Consider the following 16,646-nt stretch of genomic DNA (forward strand, 5'->3'; position numbering starts at 1 on the left):
TCCGGATCAGGGAATGATAATAAAACAATATAATTACCAAAAATGGACAACAATAATTTAGAAGAGATTACTTTCGGAGGCGGATGTTTCTGGTGTGTGGAAAGCTGTTTCAATATGCTTAAAGGGGTACAATCTGCTATTTCAGGATATTCAGGCGGACATAAAGACAATCCGACTTATCAGGAAGTATGTACGGGAGAAACCGGACATGCAGAAGTGGTTCAGATCACTTATGATCCTGCTGTTATTTCCTACGAGCAATTGATGGATGTATTTTTCTTTTTACATGATCCTACCCAACTTAACAGACAAGGGAATGATATCGGGACTCAATACCGTTCCGTTATTTATTATAAAGATGATGCTGAAAAAGCAAAAGCTGAAGAAGCGATCAAAGTATCTCAGGAATCAGGAAGATGGACAGGAACTTATGTAACAGAATTAACGAAATTCAACAAATTCTGGCCGGCAGAACAATATCATCAGGGGTATTATAATGAGAACCCTACTCAGCCTTATTGCAGCGCTGTAGTGGGACCAAAAATCCAGAAGTTTAAAAAACACTTCGGAGAACTGGGAATGCTGAACGTAGAGTAAAACGTGATATTTTATCAAACGGACTAAAAGTCCGTTCTTACTGATGTTTAATATGCATCCTGAATACTTACAGCTCAATAAAATATAGAAGCGAAGAGAAAATCTCTTCGCTTTTTTGTTTACCAAAAAATGGGTAAGGACTTTCTTTAATTTGGTTTAAAATTATTCTTCTAATGTTGCATTTGGCCCTGCGTAATTTTCCAATATTCTTTCAGAAACTTCTTTTAATGTTTTCTCATTTTCAGGATGTTTTCCAAAACTCGTAAAGAACTCTACATGATTTTTACTTTTATTATACCACACTTTTCCTAAGGAATTTTTAGCAGTCAAGGTGTCCGGTCTTGTAATTCTTTTGAAATACTTAAACATATATTCATTCATCGGGACCACCTCGACTTGATAACCTAAAGAACTACTATCTGTTGCCATATATCTATCTTTATCCCAATACATGTAGGCTTTATTAATTGCAGGAGATCCCCAGCCAGAAATAATACCAAAAGATTTAGAATTTTTACTATTAGAGAAAACAACGCCACCCGTAACAAGAAATAGTACAAAAGTCATTTCTAGAATACCTAATCCATTTTTTCTCATAAAATCTGGTAATAAAAGAGTTGGCGTTACAGTGATAATTATTTGTTGAATTTTATCTGATAGATCTTTGAAACTCATCGTAAATGTAGTTTTTCCATCTCCTTCTAAGTTTACTCTATTACAAAAATCATCAAAATCATCATATCCTACGTACTTACTTAAATAATCTAAAGCAAGACCATCAATATTATAATCTTTATTTTTTTTTACCATGCTCTTATAATATCTAACATAAGATCTTTCATCTCTTAAAAAACCATATCGCTCTTCAAATAGAGAACTTAAGTAAATTGAAATAGAATTGTCGCTTGCATTAGGTAGCTCATTTCTTGCAGTTTCAAACACGGTTTTCATTAAAAATCTTTTCTTCTCATACATAATTTTTCAGGTATTAATTATTTGCTGTCCAAATTAGACAAAAACAAGACTTTAAAATTGCGGTTTTCCGTAAAAATCAAACACTTACATCGAACGTTACTGTCCATCGTCTGTCTGAATATTTGAGCTTATATACAAGATATTTGTAAAAGAAATCAGGGACAATTACAAACATTAAAATAAAATCTAAAAAAAACTGATTTCAAAAATCATCAGATAAAACGGAGGAAAACTCCGGGTTGGGAAGCAGATGTTTCTCCTCCGTTTTTGAAGGTTCACTTCCCTAAAAAATTAAGAAGCGCTTCGAAATTTTAATTGTGTACAGCCTGAGATAAATACTTCTCAGGAGGAAGAAAAACAGTCAAAAAACTTCTAAAATTTTAAGGAAATGATAGAGATCATATTAATGCTATTCGGCTTAGCATTCTCAAACAATAATACTAATGCAACAACTGCAGACGATAATAACCCAACTACTGAAACAGTTCAGCCTCAAAGTGGAGCTACAGATCCTGTAGGAGGAACAGGGGAAAGCGATACAGGAGGAGAAACAGGAACAACCCTTCCTCCTAAAAAATAGAAATTTTAACCACTCTTTAGAGTGGTTTTTTTTATTTTAGTAAAATGATACGAAATTTATTATTTTTCCTTTTTTCATTTTGTCTCGTTGCTTCATGCAAGGATACACTGGAAACGAATAATGACATATTAAAAGCTGATAAATTATACGAAGAAGGTGTTAGGTTTCTTGAAAAAGATGATGTTAAGGCCTATTTAAAGCTCCAAGAAGCTATAAGTTATTATAGTAAAAAAAATGATTTTTCTAATATTTCTAAAAGTTTAATTGTACAAGCAAATGCTCAAAAAAACAGAGGTGATTTTTTAGGTGCGGAATCAACATTGGTAGAAGCACTAAAAATGATGAAGGAAAATGATGAAAGCCTTTATGCATTATATGATACTATGGCTAATTTAAAGTTAAATCAAAATCAATATCCTCAGGCAATTGAATGGTATGATAAAGCGCTCTCTGTTAAAATTGAATCTGAACAAAACCGGCTAAGTATATTAAATAATAAATCTGTAGCAGTATATAAATCAGGGAAATATAAACAAGCATTGAACATTTTACAAAAGCTTAACTTATCAAGCCTTTCAGATTTAAATTTAAAAAATAGAATTAAAGATAATATTGAATATATAAAATGGCTAGACAACAATAATACAGATGCTCAAACTAACATAGAAAATATTCTAAAACTTAAGTTAGAAAATAATGACCTTTGGGGAGCTAATTCAAGCTATGCTCATTTAGCAGAAATTAATAAGAAAGCAAATCCAGAGAAATCACTTTATTATGCTAAAAAAATGCTTGATATCGCTCAAATAAACAAAAGCCCTGAAGATAGACTTGAAGCTCTTGAAAAAATAATTTATGTAGATAAGCCAGCAGATATAAATAATCACTTCCGAATATATAAAAATCTATCCGACAGCATACAGGCCAGTCGTAATGATTACACTAATAAATTTGCTTTTATAAAGTATGAAAATACAAAAGTAAAAGCTGAAAAGGCTGAAAAAGAAATTCAATTATTATGGCAATACATTCTTTCGGGATTACTTATTGCCCTACTAATTATTATTATTATTTTATATAAAAAAAGACAGAAAAAGCTTGAACAAGAAAAAGAAATCGAGGTAAAAAACACCCAGCTTAAGATGTCTAAAAAAGTGCACGATGTGGTTGCCAATGGTATTTACCAGGTGATGACAAAAATTGAAAACCAGGAAGATTTTGACCGGGATAAAGCGCTTGATGAACTGGAATTTGTATATGAAAAATCAAGAGATATTTCCTACGATAAAATTGGAGAAGAAAAAGAGTTCAGCAAAGTCATCTCAGAGCTTATTGCTTCTTTTAATAATGATACCGTAAAAACCTTTACCGCAGGAAACAGTCCTGCGATCTGGGAGTCCGTTTCTCTCACAGTAAAAGAGGAGGTTTACCAAATGGTCCGTGAGCTGATGGTGAATATGAAAAAACACAGCCGGGCCAGTCATGTTGCGGTTAAATTTGAAAAAATAAACAATGTCGTTGAAATTCAGTACAAAGACAATGGAATAGGAATTCCGGGGGATCTTGTTTATAAAAACGGCTTACGTAATGCGGCATCCCGTATTAAAACAATCAACGGAACCCTTACTTTTGAAACAAAAATTGAAAAGGGGCTGAAGGTCAATCTTTCATTCCCTGTTTCCTAATTATGCAGCCATGTTCAAAAAAGTTTTAATCGTTGAGGATCAGGAAATAATGAACCAAGGAATCCTGAATACAATAAAAGAGTTAAACATCCTGGATTTTGATTATGTAACCTATTGTGATGAGGCATTAGGCAAAATAAAAACAGCTTTTGAAAGAAAAAACCCATATGATCTGCTTATTGCTGATTTGTCTTTTGCACAAGACCATATTCCTCAGAAGCTTCATTCCGGACAGGAACTTATTCATGAAGCAAAAAAAGTTCAGCCAGCTTTAAAAGTAGTGGTGTTTTCTGTGGAAAAGAAAGCAAAAACAATTGACGATCTTTATAAAATATATCAGATTGATGGATTTGTAAGTAAGGCAAGGCGTGACGGACAAGATCTGAAAAGCACAATACGCAAAATCTTTAACGGAGAAACCGTAATTCCCCAGGATGTTCTGAATAAAATGCGCCATATTTCTTCCGAGTTTGATGCGTATGATATCAAATTGCTTGAACTGTTAGCCAAAGGCTACAAACAGAATGAAATAAGCACTTCTCTGAAACAGTACGGAATGATTCCATATGGCATCCGGTCTATTGAAAGGAGACTGAACGAACTCAGGGACAGTCTTGGCGCAAAAAATAACATTGAAATGATCGTCATCTGCAAAGATATCGGTCTCATCTGATCAGGTCTGCTGAAATATCATTTTTTTGTCCCTTTTACGTGAAACCGTAATGACTAAAAATTAAATGAATATACTTTTGGGGTCTTAACCCATTTTTTAATTAAACCGTATAACCATGTTCAAAAAAATTTTAATTGCCGAAGATCATGAAAGCATCAATATTTCTGTTCAGAAAACTCTTGAGGAGCTGAATATTCCTACAGTAGATTATGTATATTACTGTGATGATGCTATAGGAAAAATTCAGAAAGCATTACGGGAAAAATATCCTTATGACCTGTTGATTACAGATCTGTATTATGAAGATGATCATCATGAGCAAAACCTTAAAGACGGAAAAGAACTCATCAGAAAAGCAAAAGAGATACAGCCTGATTTGAAAGTCATTGTATTTTCGGCAGAACATAAAACGGGTGTAATAGAAAATCTTTTTTCAGATTATGAAATCAACGGATATATCCGTAAAGCCAGAAACGATTCAAAAGAACTGAAAAAGGCCATTGCATCTGTATATATCGGCGAAAATTATTTATCTTTTGATCTGAAGCAGGATATGAAAAAGTTCAACAGCTATGAGTTTTCTACATTTGACATTACTCTCGTCTCCCTTCTTTCTAAAGGAATCTTACAAAAAAATATTCCTGCCCACCTCGAAGAAAGAAATATTAAACCCTCCAGCCTGAGCAGTGTTGAGAAAAGATTAAACAGTCTGAAAGAAGACCTTGAAATAAACAGCAATGAGCAGCTGGTAGCCTTCTGCAAGGACATCGGGATTATATAATACACAATTCATTTTACATATAGCCTTTCAAATTTTTTGAAAGGTTTTTTTATTTTTTGCCCGTTTTACGGAAACCCGTAACGAACCAAAATTTAATGCTCATATTTTTGGACTGTTAAACCAATAAAAATTTTTACAATGGAAAGAAAACCATTAGGAACAAAAGCGAAGACAGGAGAAACTTGTCCTGAATCTGGAGTTTGGAAAGTCGTTGGAAATCCTTCTACAACAGCTCCAATTTCAAAAGGAAATAGAATGCCTCCTTATGATGGTAAAGCTGTTACTTGGGAATTAATTCAGTACGCTTTTGCCTTATTGCAAAAGTTGAAAGACTTAAAAGAGAACGGAATAATATCTCCCGAAGAATTTGAAATAAAAAAGAACGAAATTTTATCAAGAGTTTAAATTATGAAATCAAAATCTACCGCCGCATTACTTGCTTTTTTCCTGGGAGGATTAGGCATTCACAGATTCTACTTAGGTCAGAATGGTATGGGAATACTTTATCTTGTATTTTGCTGGACATTCATTCCCGCATTAGTTGCATTTTTTGATTTCTTCGTACTTATTTTTATGTCTGAAAACCGTTTTAATTGTAAATATAATTTTAGCACAGGATTTTAAACAGCATCATGAAACCATTTCTCACCTTCTGTGCGTTATGCTGTTTCGCTGGTATTTTCAAACTTCCTATAGAATATTATACTTTCCTTAGAATTATTATTTCCATTGGAGTTTTATTGGTTTTATACAATACGCTGAGCTCTAAACAACATTATTTCAGTATACTATTTCTAATCATTCTCATTCTTTTCAATCCCGTTTTCCCGATTTATCTGTATCGGAAAAACATTTGGATCCCAATTGATATTATAACGGGAATTTTATTTCTGCTAATCAATTTCATAGAAAGAAAAGAACAAAAAAAAGAAAAAGAAGAAATTACCGAAGAAACCTCAGAGCACTTACCTCCCATACACCAAAGAACTGTTTCCAGAGACAGAATTATTAATCCTAAAAAATAAGACAAGAATAACCATCATGGAAAACAATCAAATAACAGAAAGCCTCAAAGCTCACTTTCTAAGACTCTATCAAATGGCAATCTGTGATGACGATTTCAGTGCATTAGAGCTGAAAATGCTTTATAAATGTGCAGAAGAAAGAGGTATTTCATCAAAAAATTTAGACGACATACTCTTAAATCCTATCAATTTAAAGTCATTGATACCCAAAACGATCGAAGAAAAAGTTGATTATCTGTATGACCTCACCGTCATGATCTGGGCCGACGGAGTTGTTTCTCCGAATGAATATTCTGCCATGCAAAAATATGTTCTGATGTTTGGATTTCTGGAAGAAAATACAACAGCTATTGTAGATTACCTCATTGAAGCCATAAAAATTGGCAAGAATAAAAGCGAAATTTTATATGAATTAAAAAACTAACACATCATGGATACCACCAGCATAAAAAATTTATTCAAACTCAAATCCGTTCCGATAGAACAAACACCGGAACCGTTTCCTCAAAACAATAACAATCCGGACAATGAATCTCTGGAAGAAACCAGGAAAAGAACCTATCATGAAGCAGGATACAGAGACAGTTCGCGAACCAATGGAAACCACTCTACCCTATTCATTTGTCTGGATGCCGTTTATTCAAAATTTCAGAATGAAGAAAAAGAAATGGTTGAAAAGCAGAAAAAACTGAAAGAATCCTATGTAAACGAGCAGAAAAACCGGGAAACTGAAATCAAAGCTTTATTCGTTTCACAGGAGACCAAAGAGGAACAATTAAAAAACAAGAGCACAGAAATTGAGAATCATCAGCATACCATTGAAACATTAAAAGCTGAGATCATTGATCTTCCCAGAAACCCGGAAAAATATAATGTAAAAGCTAAAAGAGGTGCATCTGCAAAATTCTGGATCGGCCTGATTCTTTTGATTCCCATTACTCTATATTTAACAACATTTTATATATCAACATCATATTCAGCTTTCTTTAAAAGTTTCGATGCTAAAAGTACTATAATTCAAAGTGTTTTAGATGCCCAAGCTTTCAGTAAGGCATGGAACGAAGGAGTTATTGAAGGTGCTTTTGTTACCCTTATTCCGTTTGTGTTTCTTGGATTAGGTTATTTGATTCATATGTTCTGGGAGAATAAAACGAGAGCCAACTATATCAAGCTTGGATTATTATTTATCGTAACATTTATTTTTGATTGCATTTTAGCCTACGAAATTGAATCAAAATTATATGAATTAAACAGAACCTTTAATTCTCCACCTTTTGATCTTAAGATTGCTTTTACCAAAATTCAGTTTTGGGGAATTATTTTTGCCGGATTTATTGTTTACATTATTTGGGGACTGGTTTTCGACTTTGTAATGAAAGAGCACCGTGAAAAAGATAAGATCAAAAATGAACAGGAAATCAGACAGAAGAGGATTGAGTTCTTTCAGGAAAAAATCAATGTCCTGAAAAAGGAAATTGAAGAAATCCTGACCAATATCGGAAGTACAAAAGAATTAATTATCAAAACACGAGGAAGAATAGAAGAACTTCAGAATATTATTGACGGTGTGATCATACCTACTAAAGATTACAAATTGTATGCTTCAGAGTATGTTCAAGGCTGGATCACTTTTATCGGTGAAAAAATAGCAGTATCAAGAACGGAAAAGCAAACGATGATTGATGACTGCATTGCAACCTACAATGCCAATCTGGAAACCGTGGGTGCTAATTCTGACAATCAAAATTTAGTGTATTTATCATCTTTATAACTGAAAATTATGAAAAAGATATTCTATTTATTATTCATTATTTCTTTGGTTTCTTGTTGCAAAGAACAACCTCCAACACCGTGTACAAATTGTCCACCAGCTGTTGATTCTAATAATATTAATCTTAGTATTTTAATTGATTTATCAGACAGAATTGATCCTATAACCAATCCAAATCCCACCATGCAGTATTTTCAGCGGGATGCAGAATATATCAAAGCTATTGAAAAAGGATTTTTAAATCATATTAAATCAAAAAGAATCATCACATACGATGATCAGATGCAGGTTTTCTTCAATCCGGAGCCTTCAGATCCGAAAATGAACGAGCTTACAAAAGAATTGAAGGTTTCTTTTAATAAAGATATTCCAAAAAGTTATTTTGATTCTGTTGACAAAAAATATTCGGAATTACCTCTAAACATCTATCAATCAGCAATAAAAGATGGCAAATATGTAGGGTCAGATATCTGGGAATTTTTCAAAAACAAAGTGAAAGATTACTGCATTAAAGATGATCGCAGAAACATTCTTTTCATTTTGACCGACGGCTATATGTATCATGAAAATACTAAGTTTGATGAAAAGAAGGAAAATTCATACAAAACTTCCTATTTAACAACCAAGCTAATAAAAACTAACAACCTGACAACTTCCGGTTTTAAAGATACCATTGAAAAAAATGGCTATGGCTTTGTAAAAGCAAATGAAAACCTGAGTAATCTCGAAGTTATTGTTTTAGGAATCAATCCCGAAAAAGGAAATCCTTTTGAAGAAGCTGTTATTAAAGAATATTGGGAAAATTGGTTTAAAGAAATGAAAATCAAAAAGTATCAGATCAAATCTGCCGATCTCCCTTCCAATCTGGAGCCCATTATCTTAAAAGCTATTTCAGGAAAATAAAACACACTTCAATATATTTAACTATCAAAAAAGCGAAGAATTAAATTTCCTCGCTTTTATTTACTTTCTTATCATTTCCGTATGCGGAATATCATCTTCCAGATATTTTTTCCCTGTATCTACAAATCCGAATCCGCTGTAAAATCTTAAAAGATAATCCTGTGCCGATATTTTGATTTCAGAAGTGTGAAAACGGTTTTCTATAGTTTCTACGGCATATTGTATCAACTGTTTACCCAGGCTTTTTCCTCTCGCCAGCTCTGTGGTCAGAACTCTTCCTATAGAAGTTTCCTCATACTTTATTCCTTTATCAAAAATCCGGCAGTAGGCCAGTACCTGTCCCTCTTCTTCAGCCCAGATGTGAACGGCTTTCTGGTCATAATTATCCAGATCAGGATAAGGACAATTTTGCTCGATAACGAAAACATCAATACGGGCTTTCAGTACTGCATATAGTTCCGGAACAGTAAACTCTTCAAATGTTTTGATTTTCCAGATCATATTACTCATCGAAACTTATATTATTATTAGTTAAAAACTCATTGGTCTTTTGGATAAAGTCAAGAATTTTATCTCCTCCTTCTTTCTTTTCTGCTGAGGTGATATACAATTCGGGAAGATCTTCCCATGTTTTATGAAGCTCGGCTTTATAGTCTTCAACATTTTTGACAACGGCATTCGGTTTCAGTTTATCTGCCTTTGTGAAGACAATGGAAAACGGTATTCCACTTTCACCACACCACTGGATAAATTCCAGATCGATTTTCTGCGGAGTATGCCTTACATCTACCAATACAAAAAGATTGACCAGATTTCTTCTGTTCAGAATATAATTGGTGATCAGCTTTTCAAAATCCTTTCGCTGGACTTTTGAAACCTTGGCATAGCCATATCCTGGTAAATCGGTAAGGTACCAGTTCTCATTCACCAAAAAATGATTGATCAGCTGGGTTTTCCCCGGGGTCTGCGATGTTTTAGCCAGGTCTTTATGATTCATCATGGCATTGATCAGTGATGATTTTCCTACGTTCGACCTTCCAATAAAAGCATATTCGGGAATATTTGGTTCAGGGCATTCCTGCCATTTTCCACTACTCTTTACAAACTCTGCTGTCTTGATAATCATTTTTGAATGTATTTTAGAAAAATAAACCATTAAGAAAAGCTCTTAATGGTCATTTATATGTTTTAAACTTTATCTTTTATCCAGTTATAAAGGATTTCATTGAATTCATCTGGTTTTTCCATCATGGCTGCATGGCCGCATTTATCAATCCAGAATAAGTCCGAATTAGGAATAAACTTGTGCATATCTTCTGCCACTTCGGGTGGAGTAACATTATCCTGTTTACCCCAGATCAGACAGGTAGGCGTCACAATCTTGGGAAGATCATTCAGCATATTGTGTTTGATGGCACTTCTTGCCAGCATTACTGTTTTTATTCCTTTCATTCTGTCATTGACAACTGCAAAAACTTCATCCACAAGATCTTCTGTTGCTACCTTTGGATCATAGAAAACTTCCTCCGTTTTCTTCCTGATATAAGATCGGTCATTTTTTCTCGGAAAACTGTCTCCGAAAGTTCTTTCATAAAGCCCGGAACTTCCGGTAAGAACAAGATTCTTTACTAGATCAGGTCTTGCTAAAGTCAATATAAGTCCTACATGACCTCCCATTGAGTTTCCTACAATAGAGACCGGCCCCACAATATGACTTTCTATAAACTTGATAATATATTTTGCAATCGTGGTAAGATTCGTATTGAGTACCGGCAGATCATAGATCGGCAGCTGAGGAACATATACTTTAAAGCCTCTATCCGAAAAAAAATCTACCATTTTATCGAAATTACTCAAACCACCCATTAACCCGTGCAACAGCACTAATGGATGTCCTTCTCCCGCTTCTACATAGGAATATTTCTTTTCTTTTTTTGTACTAAATATCATAAAACGCCTTAATAAAGCCCTGCAAAAATACAAATTAAACCTCAAAAAAATTTTGATTATCCTAATTTAAGATAAAAATAATATAATATTCTCCTTTTTAACTTTTTTTTTCAAACGCGCTTTATTATGGCCTAAATAGCACTTTTAACAAGTCTCTTCATATCAGCATTTTACATTATTGAAATTCAATCTTTAATAAAACTTATTAACATTGAGTCAAAAAGTGGGAAAAAGTGGGAAATTTTGGAAATTATTATATAAATTTGTCCCAAATGAAAAATTTCATTGGGACATATGAGTGTAAAATTGACGACAAAGGCCGCTTAAAAGTTCCTTCATCTTTAATCAAACAGATGGAAAACTTCGACGATAAGGCGTTTGTAGTCAAAAGATCTGTGTTCCAACCTTGTCTGGAAGTTTATCCTATGAATGCATGGGACAAACTGATGGGTAAAATTAATAAACTGAACAGGTTCATAAAAAAGAATGCTGATTTCATACGAATGTTTACGGCAGGAGTAAAAACAGTAGAATTGGATAATGCAGGAAGATTACAGATCTCCAAAGACCTGACGGTTTTCGCAAATCTTCAAAAGGATATTGTGATTACCAGTGCAGGAGAACTCTTCGAAATCTGGGATAAAGATGCCTATGAAAAGGTAATCTCCACTAACGAAGCTGATTTTGCAAGCCTTGCCGAAGATGTGATGGGCTCTTTCGATGAAGAATAACTGTTGTAGGTTATTAATTGATTATATAGTAAATAAAAAACACAATTAAGCATGTATCATAACCCCGTTTTGTTGAAGCAGAGTGTTGATGATTTGGTAACGAATCCTGACGGAATATATGTGGACTGCACCTTTGGAGGCGGAGGCCATTCAAGAGAAATCTTGAGCAGACTTTCCGACAAAGGGAGATTGTTCAGTTTTGATCAGGACCTGGATGCACTTAAAAATACAATTGATGATGCCAGGTTTACATTAGTGAATCAGAATTTCAGATTTCTGGAAAACTCATTGCTGATGTATGGAGTTTCACAGGTGGATGGTGTTTTGGCAGACTTAGGCGTGTCTTCTCACCAGTTTGATGAAGCAGACAGAGGTTTCTCTACAAGAAGCAATGCTCCTTTGGATATGAGAATGAATGTAATGCAGAATCTGGATGCCAAAAGAGTGATTAATGAATATGAAGAAAGTGAACTTGCAAATCTTTTCTATCACTATGGAGAATTAAGAGAAGCAAGAAAGCTGGCGAGAGAAATTGTTCATCACAGAAAAACTAAAAGTATAGATACGACGGAAGATCTGAAAAAATTGTTCAGCTATATTCCGCCTCACAAGGTGAATAAATTCTATGCTCAGCTTTTTCAGGCGATAAGAATTGAAGTCAACCAGGAACTTGAAGTGTTGAAAGAAATGCTGGTTCAGGCTTATAATGTTTTAAAACCGGAAGGAAGATTAGTCGTTATTTCCTATCACTCTTTAGAAGACCGCTTGGTAAAAAGATTCCTAAAAAACGGAATGTTCGAAGGAGAGCCGGAAAGAGATATCTACGGAAATTATAAAAAGGCATTCGAATTGATAAAGAGTAAAGCGATCATTCCTGACGATCAGGAAATCGAAGAAAACTCAAGAGCAAGAAGTGCCAAGATGAGAACGGGAATTAAAGTATAAATGTGAATGAGTGAATCGTGAATTATTTAGCAAAATAAAATTGACTATTGACACGAAGTAAATTCACTGCGAAGCAAATTGACATCATAAATTGGCAAAAAGAACAACAAATCGTCCCCAGAAAAGACTCACTTTTATAGACATTATAAAAGGAAACTTTCTGAATCGTGATGAGATCAAAATACATTACAAGTATTTTCTTCTCTTGTTCGTTCTGATGATGGCCATGATTTATACTAACCATCTCGTCAATAAAAAAATAAAAATTGTAAACGCCTTAAAGGAAGAAACAGAAGAATACAAATCACGAAACGCTTACGCCCAGAGTAAGCTGATCAAAGTAAAAATGGAATCAGAGCTGGGGAAAGAGGTTGCCCGGGATTCATTGATGACCCTGGAAAACCACCCTCACAAATTGCTAATAAAACTGGATAGTACAGATGCAAAAGCAAAATGAATACGACAATAAACGTAAGAAAACGTTACGATGGGGCTACCTCTTTGCAGTGGTAGCTTTGTGCGTGTTTGTCATGTTCTTGGCAAGGATTGTCATCCTTCAGAATACCAATGTCCAGGAAATAAAAGATGATTACATTAATAAAAACTATCGTGAGGCCACTTTAAAAGCTGCCCGAGGTAATTTGTTTGCTTCCGATGGTTCTATTCTCGCTACAACGGTGATGAGATATGACATCTATCTTGATTTCAAAACAATGAAAGATACGGTGTACTCCAACAATATCGGAGCGCTAACTGATTCCTTGAGCAAAATGTTCGGAAAACCAAGAAGTGAATTCAGACAGAAGTTTGACGAGCAGAAGAAAAAGAAAAACCAGTACTACACTTTGGTAAAAGGGCTGGATTTCGATCAATACGATAGAATCCGAAAGTTTCCAATCTTCAAAAGAGGAAAAAATAAAGGAGGATTTATTGTTGACAGAAACTATAAAAGAGAATTGGCCACTTCAGAAATCGGAGCCGGAACCATCGGTATGGACAACGGTGAGCTTAAATCCGGACTGGAAGGTGCCTTCTCAAAATATTTAACCGGAACAGACGGTAAAAGGCTGGAGCAAAGAATCAATTCTTCCCAATGGAAACCGATCGACTTCTGGAAAGTTCAGGAACCGGTAGACGGAGAAGATGTTTATACGACTTTAGACCTTAGAATTCAGGACATTGCGCACTCCGCACTTGAGAAGCAACTGATTAATTTCGAAGCTAAGCACGGAACCGTGATTGTGATGGAAGTGGAAACCGGAAAAGTACGTGCTCTTGTTAATTTAAGAAGAACAGAAGAAGGAGAATACGAAGACTCTTACAACTACGCGCTGAAAGATAATATCGAGCCCGGATCTACTTTTAAAACCATTTCGCTTCTGGCAGCAATGGACGATGGATTTATCGATGAAAACACAACGGTAAACGTAGGAAACGGAGTTTGGGTCTATGCAAAACAGAGAATCTCTGACGGCCACGGAGGAGGAACATACGATATCAGTGATGTGTTGGCGAAGTCCAGTAACGTAGGAACAGCCAAACTGATCACAAAGTATTATGCTGAAAAGCCACAGATTTTCCTTGATCACCTTAAGCGTTGGAAATTATTTGATAAAATGGACATCGAGCTTCCGGGAATCACAAAACCGAAGATCGTGACACCACAAAATAAAAGATGGAATGCCGCAACACTGGCTTCCATTTCTTACGGATACTCTTCCAACATCAACCTGCTGCAGCTGACAACCTTCTACAACGGAGTTGCCAATGGAGGAAAAATGCTTAAGCCTTTATTCATTGATAAAATCATGAAAGACGGAAAAGTGATGTACAGCGCAAAACCTGAAGTAATGGTAAACAAAATGGCTTCTGAAAAAGCTATTAAAATGATGACCAGTGCTTTAACCAAAGCAGTAGAAAAGGGAACCGGACGAAGCATCTTTACTCCCAACCTGAAAATGGCAGGAAAAACAGGTACCGCAAGATTCGAATACTGGCTGCCTGGCCCAATGAAATATCGTGCATCGTTTGCAGGATTCTATCCAGCTGATGCTCCAAAATATACTTGCTATGTCATGATCAGTGAACCTAATACCGCAAAAGGATTTTATGGAGGTTCCGTTTCAGCGCCGGTGTTTAAGGAAATTGCAGGAAAAACATTCCTGAAAACGCCTCAGAATATTGAAAAAGAAATGCTTGTAGACAAAAAGGTAAATCTTAGCAAAATGGTGGAGCCTAATGTCAAAGTAGCGGTCAATGATAAACAAATGCCTAATGTGGTAGGATTAATCGGGAAAAATGTAATCCCGCAGTTGGAAAACTTAGGCTACCGTGTCGATTATAAAGGAGTCGGAAGAATCAAAGAACAATTCCCTCTGGAAGGCACCACGATAAGTAAAAACCAGAGAATTTATTTATCTCTGCAAAATTAAAAACGAGGTTCGGAAGAACCATTTAAACCGGAATAGGGCAAAGCCTTATTGATAAAGATGATTATAACAGAATTAGTAAACAGAATCCCAGTACTGGAAATCCACGGTGATAATAACCGTGAGGTAACTGAATTGGTGATCGACAGCAGAAAGGTTACAGAAAACTCTCTTTATATTGCCATGAGAGGAACAGTAGTGGATGGTCATTCATTCATTGCCTCTGCTATTGAAAAAGGAGCTGCCGCAATTGTTTGCGAAGAATTCCCTGAAACATTGGTGGAACATGTAACCTATGTTCAGGTAAAAGATTCTTCTAAAGCCCTTGGTCATCTTGCTTCAAACTTCTATGGAAATCCTTCTCAGAAATTAAAACTGATAGGAGTTACAGGAACTAACGGAAAAACATCCGTTTCGACCCTTCTTTTTGATGTCTTTAAAAACCTTGGATATCCGGCCGCTTTACTTTCTACTGTGGAAATCAGAATTGGTGAAGAAGTTATTCCGGCAACCCACACCACTCCTGATGTAATTACCATCAACAGGATCTTGGCGGAAGCGGTAGAAAAAGGATGCGAATTTGCTTTCATGGAAGTAAGCTCACACGGAATTGCCCAAAATAGAATTGAAGGACTACACTTCAAAATAGCAGGCTTCACCAACCTTACTCATGATCATTTAGATTATCATAAAACGTTCGAAGAATATTTAAAAACAAAGAAAAGATTCTTTGATCAATTAGAAGATACCGCTATTGCCATCACCAATGTGGATGACAAAAACGGGAATGTAATGCTTCAGAACACCAAGGCTAAAAAGAAGTCTTACGCTTTGAAAACCATGGCAGACTATCACGGGAAATTATTGGAAGTGGATTTCAACGGAATGCTGTTGAACTTCAACGGAAAAGAATTCTGGACGACACTGACCGGGAAATTCAATGTATATAATTTACTGCTTGTCTTTGGAATTGCTGCTGAACTAGGTTTTGAGCAGGATGAAATTCTTCAGGCTATCAGCAAATTAAAAAGAGTTTCCGGAAGATTTGAAACCTTCAAATCCGATGGTGGAATTTTCTTTATCGTAGACTATGCACACACTCCGGATGCTTTGGAAAACATTCTGGACAGCATCAACGATATCAGAACCAAAAATGAAAGATTAATCACCGTATTCGGCTGTGGAGGAGACAGAGATCACTCCAAAAGACCTGAAATGGGAAATATTGCCACTAAAAAATCAACGCTGGCAATCATCACTTCAGACAATCCGAGAACAGAAGATCCCGCACAGATCATCAAAGAAATTGAAGCAGGCGTTGAACCTCAGAACTTCAGCAAATACACTTCAATTCCAGACAGAAAAGAAGCCATAAAAATGGCCATAAAGTTTGCAGAACCTAAAGATATTGTTTTAGTTGCCGGAAAAGGCCACGAAACCTATCAGGAGATTAATGGTGTAAAACATCATTTTGACGACAAAGAAGTAATTAATGAGCTTTGGAAATTAATGAGCAAGTAAATTATAAACGATAATTGATAAATAATAGCTGATTTTATCATTCATCAATTATCAATGATTATTTATTAACAATTGAAACT

General features: G+C 35.2%; 20 protein-coding genes. 16 read left to right on the forward strand and 4 right to left on the reverse strand.

The window, feature by feature from the left end:
* Nucleotides 1-42: 42 nt before the first annotated feature.
* Entirely contained in the window at nt 43-597 is a 555-nt protein-coding gene (gene msrA / locus RHP76_RS14505) for a peptide-methionine (S)-S-oxide reductase MsrA (protein WP_288444524.1), read from the forward strand.
* 162 nt (nt 598-759) lie between these two features.
* Here the strand turns inward: msrA and RHP76_RS14510 are convergent, their stop codons facing one another.
* Nucleotides 760-1,572, reverse strand: a complete 813-nt coding sequence (locus RHP76_RS14510) for a hypothetical protein (protein WP_311228455.1) — start codon at nt 1,570-1,572, stop codon at nt 760-762.
* 388 nt (nt 1,573-1,960) lie between these two features.
* On the opposite strand from RHP76_RS14510, the gene RHP76_RS14515 reads away from it, so the two are divergent.
* The 10 genes from RHP76_RS14515 (at nt 1,961) to RHP76_RS14560 (ending at nt 8,990) form a co-directional block, all read left to right on the forward strand.
* The gene (locus RHP76_RS14515) at nt 1,961-2,152 is read left to right on the forward strand and encodes a hypothetical protein (protein WP_311228456.1); all 192 of its coding nucleotides are present in this window, start codon (nt 1,961-1,963) and stop codon (nt 2,150-2,152) included.
* Nucleotides 2,153-2,196: 44 nt separating this feature from the next.
* Nucleotides 2,197-3,837 (forward strand): tetratricopeptide repeat-containing sensor histidine kinase, encoded by a 1,641-nt coding sequence (locus tag RHP76_RS14520; RefSeq protein ID WP_311228457.1) that lies wholly within the window; start codon nt 2,197-2,199, stop codon nt 3,835-3,837.
* A 10-nt stretch (nt 3,838-3,847) separates the two neighbouring features.
* Entirely contained in the window at nt 3,848-4,510 is a 663-nt protein-coding gene (locus RHP76_RS14525; protein WP_311228458.1) for a DUF5932 domain-containing protein, read from the forward strand.
* Between the two features lie 115 nt (nt 4,511-4,625).
* On the forward strand, nt 4,626-5,291 hold the full coding sequence (locus RHP76_RS14530; RefSeq protein ID WP_311228459.1) for a response regulator: 666 nt from the start codon (nt 4,626-4,628) through the stop codon (nt 5,289-5,291).
* A 138-nt stretch (nt 5,292-5,429) separates the two neighbouring features.
* Nucleotides 5,430-5,696, forward strand: coding sequence for an SHOCT domain-containing protein (locus tag RHP76_RS14535; protein WP_311228460.1), 267 nt, complete (start codon nt 5,430-5,432; stop codon nt 5,694-5,696).
* A gap of 3 nt (nt 5,697-5,699) precedes the next feature.
* Nucleotides 5,700-5,915: a TM2 domain-containing protein gene (locus RHP76_RS14540; RefSeq protein WP_311228461.1), complete on the forward strand. Its 216-nt coding sequence runs from the start codon at nt 5,700-5,702 to the stop codon at nt 5,913-5,915.
* A gap of 8 nt (nt 5,916-5,923) precedes the next feature.
* On the forward strand, nt 5,924-6,316 hold the full coding sequence (locus tag RHP76_RS14545; RefSeq protein ID WP_311228462.1) for a DUF6804 family protein: 393 nt from the start codon (nt 5,924-5,926) through the stop codon (nt 6,314-6,316).
* A gap of 16 nt (nt 6,317-6,332) precedes the next feature.
* Complete coding sequence (locus tag RHP76_RS14550) at nt 6,333-6,740, forward strand: hypothetical protein (RefSeq protein WP_311228463.1); 408 nt, start codon at nt 6,333-6,335, stop codon at nt 6,738-6,740.
* Between the two features lie 6 nt (nt 6,741-6,746).
* Nucleotides 6,747-8,087: a beta-carotene 15,15'-monooxygenase gene (locus RHP76_RS14555; RefSeq protein WP_311228464.1), complete on the forward strand. Its 1,341-nt coding sequence runs from the start codon at nt 6,747-6,749 to the stop codon at nt 8,085-8,087.
* Between the two features lie 9 nt (nt 8,088-8,096).
* Complete coding sequence (locus RHP76_RS14560; RefSeq protein ID WP_311228465.1) at nt 8,097-8,990, forward strand: hypothetical protein; 894 nt, start codon at nt 8,097-8,099, stop codon at nt 8,988-8,990.
* 60 nt (nt 8,991-9,050) lie between these two features.
* Here RHP76_RS14560 and RHP76_RS14565 read toward each other — a convergent pair whose 3' ends face one another.
* The 3 genes from RHP76_RS14565 to RHP76_RS14575 all read right to left on the reverse strand — a co-directional run bounded on the left by RHP76_RS14565 (nt 9,051) and on the right by RHP76_RS14575 (nt 10,940).
* Nucleotides 9,051-9,500 (reverse strand): GNAT family N-acetyltransferase, encoded by a 450-nt coding sequence (locus tag RHP76_RS14565; RefSeq protein WP_311228466.1) that lies wholly within the window; start codon nt 9,498-9,500, stop codon nt 9,051-9,053.
* Nucleotides 9,493-10,116 carry a ribosome biogenesis GTP-binding protein YihA/YsxC gene (gene yihA, locus RHP76_RS14570; RefSeq protein WP_062673728.1) on the reverse strand — a complete coding sequence of 208 codons (624 nt, stop codon included), beginning with the start codon at nt 10,114-10,116 and terminating at the stop codon, nt 9,493-9,495. Before yihA ends, RHP76_RS14565 begins: the two co-directional genes overlap by 8 nt.
* Before the next feature lie 62 nt (nt 10,117-10,178).
* A complete protein-coding gene (locus tag RHP76_RS14575) occupies nt 10,179-10,940 on the reverse strand; it encodes an alpha/beta fold hydrolase (RefSeq protein WP_311228467.1) in 762 nt (253 codons plus the stop codon).
* Nucleotides 10,941-11,212: 272 nt separating this feature from the next.
* Between RHP76_RS14575 and mraZ the strand changes: the two genes are divergently transcribed.
* The 5 genes from mraZ (at nt 11,213) to RHP76_RS14600 (ending at nt 16,566) form a co-directional block, all read left to right on the forward strand.
* Entirely contained in the window at nt 11,213-11,671 is a 459-nt protein-coding gene (gene mraZ / locus RHP76_RS14580) for a division/cell wall cluster transcriptional repressor MraZ (RefSeq protein WP_062672632.1), read from the forward strand.
* 51 nt (nt 11,672-11,722) lie between these two features.
* Nucleotides 11,723-12,616: a 16S rRNA (cytosine(1402)-N(4))-methyltransferase RsmH gene (rsmH, locus tag RHP76_RS14585; RefSeq protein WP_311228468.1), complete on the forward strand. Its 894-nt coding sequence runs from the start codon at nt 11,723-11,725 to the stop codon at nt 12,614-12,616.
* A 91-nt stretch (nt 12,617-12,707) separates the two neighbouring features.
* Nucleotides 12,708-13,073 carry an FtsL-like putative cell division protein gene (locus RHP76_RS14590; RefSeq protein ID WP_002981890.1) on the forward strand — a complete coding sequence of 122 codons (366 nt, stop codon included), beginning with the start codon at nt 12,708-12,710 and terminating at the stop codon, nt 13,071-13,073.
* Nucleotides 13,057-15,048, forward strand: coding sequence for a penicillin-binding transpeptidase domain-containing protein (locus RHP76_RS14595; protein WP_062672635.1), 1,992 nt, complete (start codon nt 13,057-13,059; stop codon nt 15,046-15,048). Before RHP76_RS14590 ends, RHP76_RS14595 begins: the two co-directional genes overlap by 17 nt.
* A 57-nt stretch (nt 15,049-15,105) precedes the next feature.
* Nucleotides 15,106-16,566, forward strand: coding sequence for a UDP-N-acetylmuramoyl-L-alanyl-D-glutamate--2,6-diaminopimelate ligase (locus tag RHP76_RS14600; RefSeq protein ID WP_311228469.1), 1,461 nt, complete (start codon nt 15,106-15,108; stop codon nt 16,564-16,566).
* Nucleotides 16,567-16,646 lie beyond the last annotated feature (80 nt).

The organism is Chryseobacterium sp. SG20098 (assembly GCF_031844745.1).
In the GTDB taxonomy this organism is placed as follows: Bacteria; Bacteroidota; Bacteroidia; order Flavobacteriales; family Weeksellaceae; genus Chryseobacterium; species Chryseobacterium cucumeris.